This is a genomic window from Companilactobacillus paralimentarius (assembly GCF_963227125.1).
In the GTDB taxonomy this organism is placed as follows: domain Bacteria; phylum Bacillota; class Bacilli; order Lactobacillales; family Lactobacillaceae; genus Companilactobacillus; species Companilactobacillus paralimentarius.
This window is the reverse complement of record NZ_OY724131.1, coordinates 1409146-1423729: the sequence shown is the minus strand read 5'-3', so window position 1 is coordinate 1423729 and position 14584 is coordinate 1409146. Positions and strand designations below refer to the sequence as shown.

Genomic DNA, 14584 nt, shown 5'->3' with positions numbered 1-14584 from the left:
GTGATATATAGTGACTGAAAATTCTCCTAAAATTCAAGATATCTCGCTCGAAAAAATCATGGGAGATCGATTTGCGAGATATTCAAAATCAATTATTCAAGAAAGAGCGTTACCAGATATTCGTGACGGTTTGAAACCTGTTCAACGAAGAATTCTCTATTCAATGTTTTTGGATGGTAATACTTATGACAAAGGCTTTCGTAAGTCAGCCAAGGGTGTTGGTAACGTTATGGGTAATTTCCATCCCCATGGTGATTCCTCAATTTACGAGGCAATGGTTCGTTTGTCTCAAGATTGGAAATTGCGTAATCCTTTGATTGAAATGCATGGTAACAATGGTTCGATGGATGGTGATCCACCAGCTGCTATGCGTTATACTGAAGCACGTTTAAGTAAGATTTCAACTGAAATGTTACGTGATATCAACAAAGATACTGTTGATGAAGAATGGAACTTTGATGATACTGAAAAAGAGCCTAAAGTTTTACCAGCACGTTTTCCTAATTTATTAGTTAACGGTGCTACCGGAATTTCAGCTGGTTATGCTACAGAAATTCCACCTCACAATTTAGGTGAAGTTATTGATGCCACAATCAAAATGATTGATAATCCTGATATTACTTTGGACGAATTGATGAAGATCGTTAAGGGGCCAGATTTTCCAACTGGTGGTATTTTACAAGGTAAGCAAGGGATTAAAGATGCCTATACAAGTGGTCGAGGACGTGTCTACATTCGTTCTAAGACTTCGATTCAAGAGATTCGTGGACACAAGTCTCAAATCGTTATTACTGAAATTCCTTACGAAGTTAATAAGGCTCAACTGGTTAAGAAGATGGATGAAATTCGTGTTCTTAAGAAAGTTGAAGGAATCGCTGAGGTACGTGATGAGAGTGATCGCCAGGGATTATCAATTGTTGTTGAATTGAAACGTGATGTTGATGCTAATGGTATCTTGAACTATTTGTTTAAGAACACTGATTTGCAAGTTTCGTATAACTTTAATATGGTTGCCATTGCTGACATGCGTCCTCAACAGGTCGGTTTGATTCAAATCTTGAAGGAATATATTAAACATCAAGAAGAAGTCGTCCTACGTCGCAGTAGATTTGACTTGAATAAGGCTAAGAAGCGCCTTCATATTGTTGAAGGGTTGATCAAGGCTTTATCGATCTTGGATAAAGTTATTAAGACTATCCGTTCAAGTAAGAATAAGTCTGATGCTAAGAACAATTTGATTAAGAGTTATAAATTTAGTGATGAACAAGCCGAAGCTATCGTTTCTTTGCAGTTATATCGTTTAACTAATACTGATGTAACGGAATTAGAAAAGGAAGATGCTGAGCTTCATAAGCAAATCGATCATTTAAACGGAATTATTGATAACCACACTACTTTAATGACATTGATCAAAAAAGAATTGACACAAGTGCGTGATACTTATGCCGATAAACGTCGTACTAAGATTGAAGCCAAAGTTGCTGAAATTGAAGTTGATACAAAGGTTATGGTTGCCAGTGAAGACGTTCGCTTATTGGTTAGTCATGATGGCTATGTTAAACGAAGTAGTCTACGTTCTTATCAAGCTTCCGACGCTGATGATAATGGTCTGAAGAATGAAGATTATCCAATTATTGATGAAAATGTTAATACATTGGATCACGTCTTTATTTTCACTGACAAAGGTAATTTGATTTATCGTCAAATTTTTGAAATTGAAGATAGCCGTTGGAAGGATACCGGTTCACATCTTTCTCAAGAGATTGGATTGGATACAGATGAGTCAATTCTCAAGGCTTTTGTCTTCAAAAAATTGGAAGAAACTGGTAATTTCTTGATAGGAACTAGCGAAAATTATATTAAGCAAGTGGCATTCAGTGATTTATTACCAGGAAGAACATACAAATCTAGAGCTTCCAAGTACTGTAAGTTGAAGTCCGATACTTCACGAGTAATTGATGTTTATTATGTACCAAATGATTCTAAACAATTGGTTTACGTCTTTACAGAGCATTCTTATGCTTCAGCCTTTCCAATTGAAGAAGTACCAGTTGTTAGTGGAAAAGCAATGGGTGTTAAATTTGTCAGTTTGAAAGACGGTGATCAATTAGCTGGCTACTTCTTAGCAGCTAACGACAGTGATAAAATTGCAGTCTTGACACAACGTGGATCATATAAACAAATGAAATTATCTGAGATACCCGTAACTAGTCGTGCTCGTCGTGGTGTTTTGACTCTCAGAGAGTTAAAGCGTCAACCACACCGAATCTGTTTGGTAACAAATATTAATAATGATATACAACTATCGATCATAACTGATTCAAATAAAGAGATTGAAATTGATCCAGCAATGCATCAGAATGCTGACCGTTATTCTAATGGTTCCTTTATTATGGATCCTGAGACGGATGGTATTCCACTTAGATTTGTGAAAAAAATGTTAGAAAATAAGTAATATGAATGACAGATTTTTGTTTTATATAGTATTATTATCTTATTAATTACATTATTTTTTACTTCCACAAACTAGGAGGATCTTCTTATTGTTAGATGAGAAATCGAGACGTGTTTTTAGTTCTAAAGCATTAAATTATTTTGATGAGTTAACTAAGAATATGAGTTATACAAAAACTGCTCAATTGTTAGGAATCACGCAGCCAGCATTGACACAACAAATCAAAAAAATTGAAAAAGTTGTTGGTGCACCGCTGTTTTATAGTATTGGTAAGAAGATTTATTTAACCGATGCAGGTACTCTGCTTTTAAAAGCAACACATCAGATGTTTGACTTGATCAATGATGTAACTGATCAGATTCAACAAGAATCCTCGGAAAGATCCGGTACAATTAGTATTGGACTTTTGTCGACTGCCGAATCGGTTGTAATTGAGGATTTTATTGTTGAATACAATCGAGTTAATCCTAATGTCATCATTGACTTAAACTTACTAACTCGTAAGGAACTTTGGGATAATATCCAAAATAATAAAATTGATCTAGCCATTATGTACTTGCCGGATAAAAGTATTAAGAGTTGGAAAATATATCGTTCTAAGAAGATTATGAGCGACAATATTATGTTAGTTCATGATGATGAAAAGATTAATAAAAAGAAAAGTGTTAGTTACAAGGATGCTACGGCTAAGCCGTGGGCTACTTATTTGAAGAGCTATTATTTTTATGAATTGATTAGTGAGAGATATCGAGATGCATTGGTTGACTTTCCTAAAGTAATTGCTCGATTCTCGGCACCTTATCAATTATTAAAATTTGCACAGGAATCATCCGGAGTTTATACGGTTTTACCATTGAGTTTTTGTATTGCACATCAATCAATGTTTAAACTTTATCAAACACCACTTGAACCAGCTATAACAAGTGATTTATCATTTGTATATCGAGGGGATAAAGAAAAGATTCCAAGAATTGAAGATTTCCTCAATGAATGGGATAATTTCTTAGATAAGATGAGCTATGTTGATCGTCTTAAATCTTCTAGATAAATATTAAAAAGGGGCGCACAAATTCATGCCAAAAGAAAAAGAATTAGTTTTTGGACACAGAAATCCTGATACAGATGCAGTTTCAGCAGCTGTTGCTTATTCATACTTACAAAATCAATTAGGATATAATACTGAAGCAGTTGCTTTGGGTGAACCTAACTTGGAAACAAAATTTGTTTATAATCATTTCGATGCTAAGTACCCACGTATTATCTCAGCCATTAATGGCGAAGTTAAAAAGGTTATGTTAGTTGATCATAATGAAAAACAACAAAGTGTTCCTGATATCGACGATGTTCAAATCACTCATGTTGTTGATCATCATAGAATTGCTAACTTCGAAACAAAATTGCCTCTATATTATCGTGCAGAACCACTTGGCTGTGTAAGTACAATCATCTGGAAGATGTACAACGAAAATGACGTCGAAGTTCCTGCTAAGATTGCTGCTTTGATGGCTTCATCAATCATTTCCGATACTCTATTATTGAAATCACCTACAACAACTGATGAAGATAGAGCTGCTTTGAAGAGCTTAGCTAAGACAGCTGGTATCGACTATGAATCATATGGTCTTGAAATGTTGAAAGCTGGTACAAATCTTGACAGTAAATCAACACAAGAACTAATTGATATGGATGCTAAGAGCTTTGATATGAAGGGTAATAGTGTACGTATTGCTCAAGTTAATACTGTTGACATTGATGACACCCTTAAACGCGAAGCAGATTTTGTTAAGGATATTAAAGCTGAAAGTGCTGACAAAGGTTACAATTTGTTCGTATTGCTAATTACAAATATCCTAACAAGCGACACAACTGGTATTATTATCGGTGACGATAGTGCTATCAAGACATTTGAAGAAGCACTTAATACTAAGGTTTCAGACAACAAGGCTAGTTTACCTGGTGTTGTATCACGTAAGAAACAAGTTGTTCCTCCATTGGATGCTAAATTCTAATTTAATATTATGATTTTAAAAAGACAAGAAATCCTTTTCGGGTTTCTTATTTTTTTTGTGGCTAGAATTTTTTGAAATCGTTATATTATAGGAAAGCAAACTATCAGAAATTCCAACATGCGTTTTCATAATAAGTTTTATAAAGAATATTTAAGAGATTTAAAGAAGTGCTATGGCTATCGGTCTTATTTGACTTATTAAAATTAAAATATTGATAATAAAATTAATGAAAATAAACATTTTCCTTGAAAACGCATTCTTAAGTTTGATATAATGGCAACATTGCTGAAAAATGCTTTTTTTATTTTAGAACTAGAGGGAGTTTTATAAAATGAATGTAGTAAATATTTTAATTGGCCTTATGCCAATGATCGGTTGGGGTGTCTTCCCAATTATGACTGGAAAGTTCGGAGGGAAACCAGTTAATCAAATTATTGGTGCTACATATGGTACTTTACTATCTGCAATTGTTGTGGCGGTCGTTATGCAAACGCCGTTGCTAACAGGTAAAAATTTCTTATTTACTTTTTTATCTGGTGCTTGTTGGTCTATTGCACAAAGTTTAGTATTCTATGCTTTTGGCGAAATGGGCGTTTCTAAAACAATGCCAGTTTCAACTGGTTTTCAATTGATCGGTACTTCATTGTGGGGTGTAATAGTTTTAGGTGAATGGCCTTCAGTAATGGCTAAGTTGATTGGCTTTTTCTCAATTGTATTAATTATTATTGGAGTTTACTTAACAACATATAGTGAGAAAAAAATTGCTGAGAGTGAATCAAGCGTCGTTAAGGGTATTTCTTTAGTATTAATTGCTACGATCGGTTATGTTGGTTATTCAGCGTTTCCACAGGCAGTGTCTGTCGACAGTTTTCAAGCATTCTTGCCACAAGCCTTAGGTATGGCAGTTGCATCAACTATTTTTGCCTTTATTACAAAGAGCAATCGCCAAGCTAAGCCATATAGATCTAAGAGCACTTATTTAAATATAATTAGTGGTATCTTCTTTGCTTTTGCTGCTTTGACATATTTGATCTCATCACGTAAAGATGTGAACGGATTAGCTACTGGATTTACTCTTTCTCAAATGAATGTTATTATCGGAACACTTGGTGGTATCTATATTTTGCATGAAAGCAAAACTCATAAAGAAATGATCATGGTTATTTCTGGTTTGGTTTTAGTAGTTGTAGCGGGAATTATCACAGCTTTTATATAAAAATTATTTAAGTCTTGATCCGAAAGGATTGAGACTATTTTTCTCCAGTATGTATGACGAATTGTCAAATCAAGCGCAACTTTGTCCCGAAGAAAACTTCAAATGGACTCTTCCAGCCTAAGACCTTACGTGGTCGGTGATTTAAATCCCTGACAAACTTGTCGATATCTTGGTCAGTCAGTTGGTCTAGGTCGGTTCCTTTGGGGAAATACTCACGGATAAGTCCGTTGGTATTCTCATTGGTTCCCCGCTGCTGAGGCGCATGAGGATCTGGGAAATAGACTGGGATACTTAGCTCTTGACTAACTTCGCGGTATCCTGCGAATTCAGTTCCACGATCCGGCGTAAGCGTCCGAACTTGTTTGGGCGTCACAGTATGCAAGAGGTCAATCATCGCTTGTGTGACGTTCTTCGCGTTTACTTTGGGAACCCGCTGGGATAATAAATACCGAGATTTGCGGTCCACCAAGGTTACCAGGGCCGAACGCCCGGTTTTACCGCGAACGGTATCACCTTCCCAATGACCAAACCGGCTTCGATTCTCACATGAAACAGGTCGTTCATGAACGGAAGGGACGTCGTTAAATCGTCCTCGACGTTCCTTAATGGTTCCCTTGACCTTTCGGGTTTTACCACGGTGACGGAGCTTACGGGCAAAGCCACGAGCCCCGTGATTCTTACATTTGATGCCTAAATTATCGCGTTCAATCCCACGATAAATGGTGTTATAACTGACATGCCATTCACTGTTTTCGTGGACTAAACGACCGGAAATTTGTTCTGGGGACCACTGACGTTTAACAATACAGTGAAGGACAAAATCCCGTAACTTCAAATCAGTTAGAAGCTTAGGACGGCGGCTTTTTAGCCGCCGTCCCTGATAGTTCTCTTGGGCTTTGACGGCCGAGTATACCTTACGACCACCATTGCGCTTGATTTCGCGCGATACGGTGGTTTTAGAACACCCAATTTTCTCCGCAATAACTTGATAGGTATCGTTTAAAGTGATGCCCAACAGTATGCATTCTCGGTCTTTTAAGGTAAGATGGTTGTACGGATTCATAGCCTAGGATCTCCTTTAGATGATTGTTGTGGTGACTTCATTTTACAGGACTCAGGCTATGAGTTCTTTTTTATTTTCTTCTTACTCGTTGCACTTCAATTGTAAATTCGTCATACAAAAATATTATTGACAGCGCTTACGCAAAAAGATATGATGTGCTCGTAACCTAAGTAAAACGATTTACTGATTTGAGGGGTGATTCATTTTGAAAGGAAATCGTAAGACAACAATTAGAGATGTTGCCAATAAGGCGGGTATTTCAGTCACGACAGTTTCTTTAATTTTAAACGGCAAAGGTGAACGATTCAGTGAAGAGACGAAGGAAAAAGTTCACAAAGCCCAAACTGAATTAGATTATTATCCGGACTATTATGCAAGGGGATTGGTTGGACAGAGAACTAATTCAATTGGGATTGTAATTCCAGATATTATGAATCCTTTCTTTGCTAGTTTAGGATTAAGTGTTGAACAGGCTGCTATCCCCAAGGGTTATTTTCCTCAAATCTTTAGTGTTAATGGTTTTAAAGAGAATATCGATTACTTTATTGAACAATTTGCTTCTGGAACGCAAAAGGGATTGATCTTAGCAGCTCCGGGAGCGTCTAAAGAAATTGTTGATAAATTATCGACACATAATAATATTCCCATGGTACTGACTGATCAAGCCGATTTGAATATTAATGATGATCGAGTTTTGATTGATGAGGAAGAATCAGGAGAAAAAATTGCGGAGCATATATTATCTTTAGGACATAAGCATGTTGCGTTTGTAATACCTGAAACGTTGACAATGAACTTAGTAAAACGTTTTACCGGATACGAAAAAGCTTTTGAAAGATATAACTTAAAGATTGAAAAGGAGTTGGTTTTTAGAGCAACTTTTGGACCAAAGGGTGGTGTTGAAGCAGCACATAAAATTGTTCAAACTAATGCGACAGCCATTATAGCCATTAATGATGATGTGGCAATGGGTGTTTACAAAGGTCTGAATTTATTAAATAAAAGAATACCTGAAGATTACTCGGTCGTTGGCTTTGATGATATTAGTTTAAATAAATATCTAACACCGAGTCTAACGACTATGGCTCAGCCAATAAATGAAATTGGTGAACAAGTAGTAGGGTTATTAATTAACCGAATCAAGAATCCCAGTAGTGCTAAGAAGACAATTATTTTAAATACCAAATTGAAAATTGGAGATTCTACGAGAGAACTAATATAAGAGGGGGACGAACCGATGAAAAAGGGTTTAGTTTTAAATACTCAAATTTCAGCAGTAATAGCTGATATGGGCCATTTTGATACTTTATCAATTGGAGATGCAGGTATGCCGGTACCCGCTGGAACTAAGAAAATCGACTTGGCTGTTCAGAAGGGTTTACCAAGTTTTATTGATGTTCTACAAAATGTATTGTCGGAATTACAAATTCAAAAAGTTTATTTGGCAGAAGAAATTAAGACACAGAATCCTGATCAATTAGCTAATATCAAAAAATTGATCGATGTACCAATTGAATTTATTCCACATGATGAAATGAAAAAGAGATTGAGCACTAATAAAGCTTTTATCCGTACTGGAGAGGCTAGTCCATATTCAAACATCATTTTGGAGAGCGGGGTCACATTTTAACCGGAGGTGATTTTTATGAAGATTGAAATGAAAAATATTTCTAAAGCCTTTGGTACTAATAAGGTTTTGGAAGGCGTTAATTTCACTGTTCAATCCGGGGCAGTTCATGCTTTGATGGGTGAAAATGGCGCTGGTAAATCGACGTTGATGAATATTCTTACCGGACTCTATGGTGATGACGGTGGAGAAATCTATGTTGATGGCAAACAAACACATTTTAGTGGCCCACTCGATGCAGAGCAACACGGAATTTCATTTATTCACCAAGAAATGAATAATTTTTTGGAAATGTCAGTTGTTGATAATATGTTCCTGAACAAGGAGATAAAGAACAAATTTGGCATTATGAATGAAAGTAAAATGCGTGAACAAGCCAGATTCTATTTAAACAAATTGGGTACTAAAATTGACGTTGATAAGCCAATTGGAACATTGAGTGTTGGGCGTCAGCAAATGATTGAAATTGCTAAATCTTTGATGACTAACGCTAAAATTATCATTATGGATGAGCCAACGGCAGCTTTAACTGAAAATGAAATTGCTCAATTATTTGAAGTAGTACGTGATTTGAAGAAGCAAGGTGTTGGTTTTATCTATATCTCTCATCGTATGGAAGAAATTTTTGAAATTGCAGATAAAGTAACTGTAATGCGTGATGGTATTTCTATCAATGAGTATTCAACTAAAGATGTAAACATGAAACAGCTGGTTAAGGACATGGTTGGTCGTGAAATTGGAGACTTTTATCCAGATCGTAATCCTCATTTTGGTAAGGTCTCACTTGAGGTTCAGCATCTGTCAGAGAAAGGTGTTTTCAATGATGTTAACTTTCAAGTTCACGAAGGAGAAATATTAGCTTTCTCAGGATTAATGGGTGCTGGTAGAACAGAGATTATGCGTTCTATCTTTGGAATTGATCCGCACAACGAAGGCAAAATTTTAATTGATGGCAAAGAAGTGCATATTCATTCTCCCCAGGAAGCTATCAAGAATCAAATTGGATTCTTAACGGAAAACCGTAAGGATGAAGGTTTGATTTTGAATGATTCATTACGTGATAATATTGCTTTACCATCAATCAATGGTTTTGTTAAACACGGAATTATTGACGATAAATCAGTAAACGATTTCACAAATATGTTGATGAAGCGCTTAACGGTCAAAGCTCAGAGTGCTGATGTTAGTGCCGGAAGTTTAAGTGGTGGTAATCAGCAAAAAGTAGTTTTAGCTAAATGGGTTGGTTCAGGATCTAGGGTACTAATATTAGATGAACCTACTCGTGGTGTCGATGTTGGTGCTAAACGAGAAATCTATGACTTGATGAATGAATTAACTGATCGACATGTTGCTATTATTATGATTTCAAGTGATCTACCAGAAGTTTTAGGCATGAGTGATAAGACTGCGGTTGTTTATGAAGGTAAAATCACAGGAATTGTTGATACAAAGACGGCAACACAAGAGTCGGTTATGACTTTAGCGACAGGGGGATCAAACGATGGAAGAACAAACTAAAGTCGCTGAAAAAGGCGAAAAGAGTACTTTCAATTTCAAAAAGTTTATTAGTAAATTAGGACCTTTGGTAGCCTTAATCATTTTGATTATCTTGGTTACTGCTCTAAGTCCGGGATTTATTCAACCTAGTAACTTATTAAATTTATTAAGACAAGTATCAATTAATGCCGTGATTGCTTTCGGGATGACCTTTGTTATTTTAACGGGCGGTATTGATTTGTCAGTTGGTTCAATCCTTGCTTTAACTGGTGCGGTGACGGCTTCAATGTTAGCCAGTGGTACTTCGGCAATTATCGCTTTATTAGTTGGATTCTTAATGGGTGGACTCCTTGGTTTTCTAAATGGAGTTTTGATTGCTTATGGTAAAGCTGCACCATTCATCGCTACACTAGCTACTATGACCATTTTCCGTGGTGCTACATATGTATTTACAAATGGTAATCCTATTACTGGAGCCAAGATGAATAATAGTTTTCTTTTCCAATTCATGGGCCGTGGCTACTTATTAGGTATTCCTGTTCCAATATTTATTATGGCAATTGTTTATTTAATTTTATATGTCTTGTTACATAAGACAACATTTGGACGTAAAACATATGCATTGGGTGGCAATGAACAAGCTGCTTACATCGCTGGTGTTAAGACAAAAATTGTTACAATGTGGATCTATACTATTTCTGGATTGATGGCATCATTAGCCGGAATTATTTTAACTTCACGTTTGAGTTCTGCTCAACCGGATGCAGGTACCTCTTATGAAATGGATGCTATCGCCGCTGTTGTTTTAGGTGGTACATCATTAGCTGGTGGTAAAGGTAGAATTTTCGGAACTTTAATTGGTGCCTTGATTATTGGTACATTGAACAATGGTATGAATTTGTTGGGAATTTCCAGTTTCTATCAACAAATCGTTAAAGGTATTGTAATTTTGATTGCTGTACTACTAGATAGACGTTCATCAAATGATTAATCATATTAAGGGGGATTTTCAGTTATGAAAAAATCTTTAAAACGTGTACTTTTAGCAGTTAGTATTTCTGCGTTAGCTATGTTTACTCTAGCAGGATGTGGAAAATCAGGTCTTGATTCAGGTGAATCAAGCGATTCCAAAGTAGAAACTAAGAAACCTAAGGATATTAAAGTAGGAGCATCACTTTCAACATTGTCTAATCCATTCTTCGTATCTGTTAAGAAAGGTATCAATGATTTGGCCAAGAAAAATGGAACGAGTGTTCAAGTTTCTGATGCACAAAATGATACGGCTAAACAAAATAATGATATTGAAGATTTGATCACCAAAAAGGTTGATGTCTTGATTGTTAATCCAGTGGATTCATCAGCTATTACACCGGCCGTTAAAGATGCTAATGATGCCGGCATTCCGGTTATTACCGTTGATCGTTCCAGTGATGGCGGCAAAGTTTTGACGTTAGTTGCTTCTAACTCTACAAAAGGTGGTAAGATGGCTGCCGAGTTTTTAATCAAAAAGTTAGGTAACAACGCTAAAGTTGCTGAGTTACAAGGAATTCCAGGAGCTTCAGCAACACGTGAACGTGGTAAAGGTTTTGATAAATATGCTAAAGGTAAACTAGATATCGTTGCAAAGCAGACAGCGGGATTTGATCGTGCCAAAGGGTTAAGTACTACGGAAAATATTCTTCAAGGAAATTCAGATATTGTTGGGATCTTCTCACAAAATGATGAAATGGCTTTAGGAGCTGTTCAAGCCGTTAAATCAGCTAATAAAGATATTGCCATTGTTGGTTTCGATGGTGAAGAGGATGGTATCAAAGCTGTTAAGTCAGGTAAGATGGCTGCAACAGTTGCTCAACAACCAGAAGAGATGGGACGTTTAGCACTACAAGCCGCATATGATCACTTTAATGGTAAAAAGGTTAAAAAGAATATTGAATCACCATTGAAGTTAGTAACAACTGATAGTTTAAATAAATAGTAATTAACATGAATTAAAAGGGAATGTGAATTTACTTCATGTTCCCTTTTTTTGAAGGAGAGCAAAATGATAAATAAGGTAGTTGTAATTGGAAGTATTAACGTTGACAGCATCATGCATATTGATAATTTACCTAAACCTGGTGAAACCATCAAAATGAATTCTTTTTCAAAAGCTGGAGGTGGCAAGGGTGCTAATCAGGCTGTTGCAGCAGCTAGATCAGAAGCGGAGACTAGTTTCATTGGTCGCGTTGGGGATGACAGTAATGGAAAGCTAATGTTGAAACTTCTAAAAGAAGATCACATAGATACACAACATATCACCGTGGTTCCCAAGGAAGATACAGGACAATCCTACATTCTTTTACAGAAATCAGGTCAGAATTCCATTATTTATCAGGCTGGTGCTAATTCTTTGGTAACTGCAGAAGATGTTGATCAGGCTCAAGAGATCATTAAACAGAGTGATTTTATCGTGACGGAGTTCGAGACACCAATTCCTGCTGCTATTGCTGCTTTTAAAGTTGCCCATACAGCTCAGAAGGTGACTATTTTGAATCCCGCTCCTGCCGTCAAAGAAATTCCTAAGGAACTTTTAAAATTGACAGATATCATTACTCCTAATGAAACGGAAAGCGAATTGATTTCTGGTATTAAGATTACTAATGAAGATTCTTTGAAAAAATCAGCTGAGTTCTATCATAATTTAGGAATCAGCGGTGTCATTATTACTTTGGGATCAAAAGGTTCATTTGTTTCTCTCAATGGTAAGTCAGAACAAATTCCAGCTTTCAAAGTCAAAGCCGTTGATACTACAGCCGCAGGTGATACTTTTATTGGTGCGTTAGCGTCTGAATTGAATCCAAATCTATCCAACATTCATGATGCAATTGTTTATGCAAGTAAAGCTTCATCATTAACGGTTCAAAAATTAGGAGCCTTTCCGTCAATTCCAAAACGCGAATCGGTTCTCAAATAAACTAAAAAACACGTCGAAAATTAATTCGGCGTGTTTTGTTTATTTATTGATTTTATATCAGAGAGTTTATAAATTTAATTGATTTGTATCTCAATACTATACAAATTGGGAGGATATTTATTATAAGTAGTATTAATGAGAAAATCACATTTGTAATGTATATATCTAAGGAGAATATTTTTGCCAGATATTTTTGTCTATTTCTATCTGACGGCTATAATATACTTCCTTTTAAAAAGAATGTTAAATAAAATGTCTTGAAATTATTTTTGATATTTCCGTAATTTTGGTGGAGTATAGCTTTGAATAAAATTATAGATTTCTGTCAAAGAATCGCTGAATTATAATGTTTTACGAACCTCAGGTAGCATGAATCCTTGGTCAACCATATCATTGAAAAAACTTTCCAATTTGTCATAATAGTGGTTTACATTGTAAAAAATACAGGGATGTGTGCTGACACCGATAATGGTCCATGAAAATGCTTCGGAGATTTCCTCAAGTGTTCCAGGACCACCAGGTAAAGCAATATTAGCGATGGAATCTTGTAACATTGCCTCTTTACGTTCTGACATTGTTTGAACAATGTCTAATTTGGATAAATTGGCGTGTGCTAGATGACGGTCATAGAGTTGTTGAGTAATAATACCATGTACAAAGCCGTTATCAGATAAAACACTGTTAGCAACAATGTTCATTAAACCGTTATTACCACCACCATAAGTTAGACCATAATTATTTTGAACTAACCAGTGACCAAGGTCTTGGGCACTAGTAGTATAAATTTCTTGGTTACCAGTAGAGGCACCACAATAAACAGCAATATTTTTCATTTCTTAGCCTCGTAATTAAATATCAAAATTAGTTTCTCGCTTGAGTCGACGGTAGTAAAGAACTGAAGCAGTATCTAGAGCATCCAGGGCACGTAGTTGATCGTCAGAGAGTTCTTTAGTACTCAGGGCCAACAGGATAAAAGTTGTATAAAGTTTCTTAGGTGACAAATCTAAGCCTGTAGATTCACTATCACGTTTAAGGTCACGGTGTAGAGCAGGAACGGTCAGTAGCGGAGTATTGGCGGCCTTATTACGACTCAGAAAAAGATTTTGATCATCCCAAAATGACTTGAAAGGTTCAATATAAGTTTTATAAGTATCAAGAAATTTTTGCTCATCAGAATTAAAAGTCAATTGATTAAACTTACGATAAAAATTGGGTGCCAACGCTTCTTTGTAGTTAAAGCCTTTAGAAATAATTAGAATCAGTAATCTTGTGTAAACACTCAAATCTGATTTCAAATATTCGGGTAGTTTCAAGAAGACAACCGTAGGAAAATCAGTTTGCTTGGGGACTGTAACACTATTGATATTCAAAGTTGGTATTTCAGGTGTTTTTTTAACACTAAAGAGATACTTGAAGTAAACATTGAGGTTACTGATAACTTTGTTGATTGTGCTAGGACTGAGCTGCAAGTTTTCGAGCATAAAGTCCTTAAAGAGACGAACGTCCATCTCATGAACATCTTGAATGTTTTCGGATATTTTATATTCAGTATTGTGTTGAACCGTGTAATTGAAAAAGTCAGTCAGTGAGTTCAGATATTCTGTGTGTGCTTTATCGGAAATATGCCTAGTTTTTAAATGAGCTTCAAAACCAGCTAAATAGGGGATTTTTACCATGTGAGACCCTCCTTTTGTCAACATTATACCGTTAGTTAAAACGACTAACCAAATTTAGTCTAATTTTGACCAAATAAATAGTGGCAGT

13 protein-coding genes are annotated in these 14584 nt (G+C 35.9%); 10 read left to right on the top strand and 3 right to left on the bottom strand.

The genetic code is table 11. From position 1 onward, the window contains the following. Positions 1-10 precede the first annotated feature (10 nt). From parC to rbsU, 4 genes are all read left to right on the top strand, one after another. Entirely contained in the window at positions 11-2455 is a 2445-nt protein-coding gene (gene parC / locus ACI6PB_RS06830) for a DNA topoisomerase IV subunit A (protein WP_404327202.1), read from the top strand. An 88-nt stretch (positions 2456-2543) separates the two neighbouring features. Beyond that, positions 2544-3503 (top strand): LysR family transcriptional regulator, encoded by a 960-nt coding sequence (locus ACI6PB_RS06825; RefSeq protein ID WP_025084918.1) that lies wholly within the window; start codon positions 2544-2546, stop codon positions 3501-3503. 25 nt (positions 3504-3528) lie between these two features. Next, positions 3529-4464, top strand: a complete 936-nt coding sequence (locus ACI6PB_RS06820; protein ID WP_025084917.1) for a manganese-dependent inorganic pyrophosphatase — start codon at positions 3529-3531, stop codon at positions 4462-4464. A gap of 331 nt (positions 4465-4795) precedes the next feature. After that, positions 4796-5680 carry a ribose/proton symporter RbsU gene (rbsU, locus tag ACI6PB_RS06815; protein ID WP_056955703.1) on the top strand — a complete coding sequence of 295 codons (885 nt, stop codon included), beginning with the start codon at positions 4796-4798 and terminating at the stop codon, positions 5678-5680. A 64-nt stretch (positions 5681-5744) separates the two neighbouring features. Here the strand turns inward: rbsU and ACI6PB_RS06810 are convergent, their stop codons facing one another. Then, positions 5745-6743, bottom strand: coding sequence for an IS30 family transposase (locus ACI6PB_RS06810; protein ID WP_056955655.1), 999 nt, complete (start codon positions 6741-6743; stop codon positions 5745-5747). A 205-nt stretch (positions 6744-6948) separates the two neighbouring features. Here ACI6PB_RS06810 and ACI6PB_RS06805 point away from each other — a divergent pair, with 205 nt between their 5' ends. The 6 genes from ACI6PB_RS06805 to rbsK all read left to right on the top strand — a co-directional run bounded on the left by ACI6PB_RS06805 (position 6949) and on the right by rbsK (position 12820). Next, the gene (locus ACI6PB_RS06805) at positions 6949-7965 is read left to right on the top strand and encodes a LacI family DNA-binding transcriptional regulator (protein ID WP_148299155.1); all 1017 of its coding nucleotides are present in this window, start codon (positions 6949-6951) and stop codon (positions 7963-7965) included. 15 nt (positions 7966-7980) lie between these two features. Continuing rightward, positions 7981-8373: a D-ribose pyranase gene (gene rbsD, locus ACI6PB_RS06800; protein WP_309510912.1), complete on the top strand. Its 393-nt coding sequence runs from the start codon at positions 7981-7983 to the stop codon at positions 8371-8373. A 15-nt stretch (positions 8374-8388) separates the two neighbouring features. Continuing rightward, entirely contained in the window at positions 8389-9888 is a 1500-nt protein-coding gene (locus tag ACI6PB_RS06795; protein ID WP_404327201.1) for a sugar ABC transporter ATP-binding protein, read from the top strand. Next, the gene (locus tag ACI6PB_RS06790; protein WP_025084913.1) at positions 9872-10858 is read left to right on the top strand and encodes an ABC transporter permease subunit; all 987 of its coding nucleotides are present in this window, start codon (positions 9872-9874) and stop codon (positions 10856-10858) included. Before ACI6PB_RS06795 ends, ACI6PB_RS06790 begins: the two co-directional genes overlap by 17 nt. A 24-nt stretch (positions 10859-10882) precedes the next feature. Further along, entirely contained in the window at positions 10883-11842 is a 960-nt protein-coding gene (locus tag ACI6PB_RS06785; protein WP_404277543.1) for a D-ribose ABC transporter substrate-binding protein, read from the top strand. Between the two features lie 66 nt (positions 11843-11908). After that, complete coding sequence (rbsK, locus tag ACI6PB_RS06780; protein WP_034543970.1) at positions 11909-12820, top strand: ribokinase; 912 nt, start codon at positions 11909-11911, stop codon at positions 12818-12820. 341 nt (positions 12821-13161) lie between these two features. On the opposite strand, the gene ACI6PB_RS06775 is transcribed toward rbsK, so the two are convergent. Further along, positions 13162-13653, bottom strand: coding sequence for a TIGR00730 family Rossman fold protein (locus ACI6PB_RS06775; protein ID WP_373887534.1), 492 nt, complete (start codon positions 13651-13653; stop codon positions 13162-13164). A 15-nt stretch (positions 13654-13668) separates the two neighbouring features. Further along, a complete protein-coding gene (locus ACI6PB_RS06770) occupies positions 13669-14496 on the bottom strand; it encodes a site-specific integrase (RefSeq protein WP_025084911.1) in 828 nt (275 codons plus the stop codon). Positions 14497-14584: the final 88 nt, after the last annotated feature.

Bases quoted from the DNA above. Each gene is read 5' to 3' on its own strand.
- rbsK (WP_034543970.1), top strand. From the start codon at position 11,909: ATGATAAATAAGGTAGTTGTAATTGGAAGTATTAACGTTGACAGCATC.
- ACI6PB_RS06810 (WP_056955655.1), bottom strand. From the start codon at position 6,743: ATGAATCCGTACAACCATCTTACCTTAAAAGACCGAGAATGCATACTG.
- rbsD (WP_309510912.1), top strand. From the start codon at position 7,981: ATGAAAAAGGGTTTAGTTTTAAATACTCAAATTTCAGCAGTAATAGCT.
- ACI6PB_RS06790 (WP_025084913.1), top strand. From the start codon at position 9,872: ATGGAAGAACAAACTAAAGTCGCTGAAAAAGGCGAAAAGAGTACTTTC.
- ACI6PB_RS06795 (WP_404327201.1), top strand. From the start codon at position 8,389: ATGAAGATTGAAATGAAAAATATTTCTAAAGCCTTTGGTACTAATAAG.
- ACI6PB_RS06775 (WP_373887534.1), bottom strand. From the start codon at position 13,653: ATGAAAAATATTGCTGTTTATTGTGGTGCCTCTACTGGTAACCAAGAA.
- ACI6PB_RS06770 (WP_025084911.1), bottom strand. From the start codon at position 14,496: ATGGTAAAAATCCCCTATTTAGCTGGTTTTGAAGCTCATTTAAAAACT.
- ACI6PB_RS06785 (WP_404277543.1), top strand. From the start codon at position 10,883: ATGAAAAAATCTTTAAAACGTGTACTTTTAGCAGTTAGTATTTCTGCG.
- ACI6PB_RS06820 (WP_025084917.1), top strand. From the start codon at position 3,529: ATGCCAAAAGAAAAAGAATTAGTTTTTGGACACAGAAATCCTGATACA.
- rbsU (WP_056955703.1), top strand. From the start codon at position 4,796: ATGAATGTAGTAAATATTTTAATTGGCCTTATGCCAATGATCGGTTGG.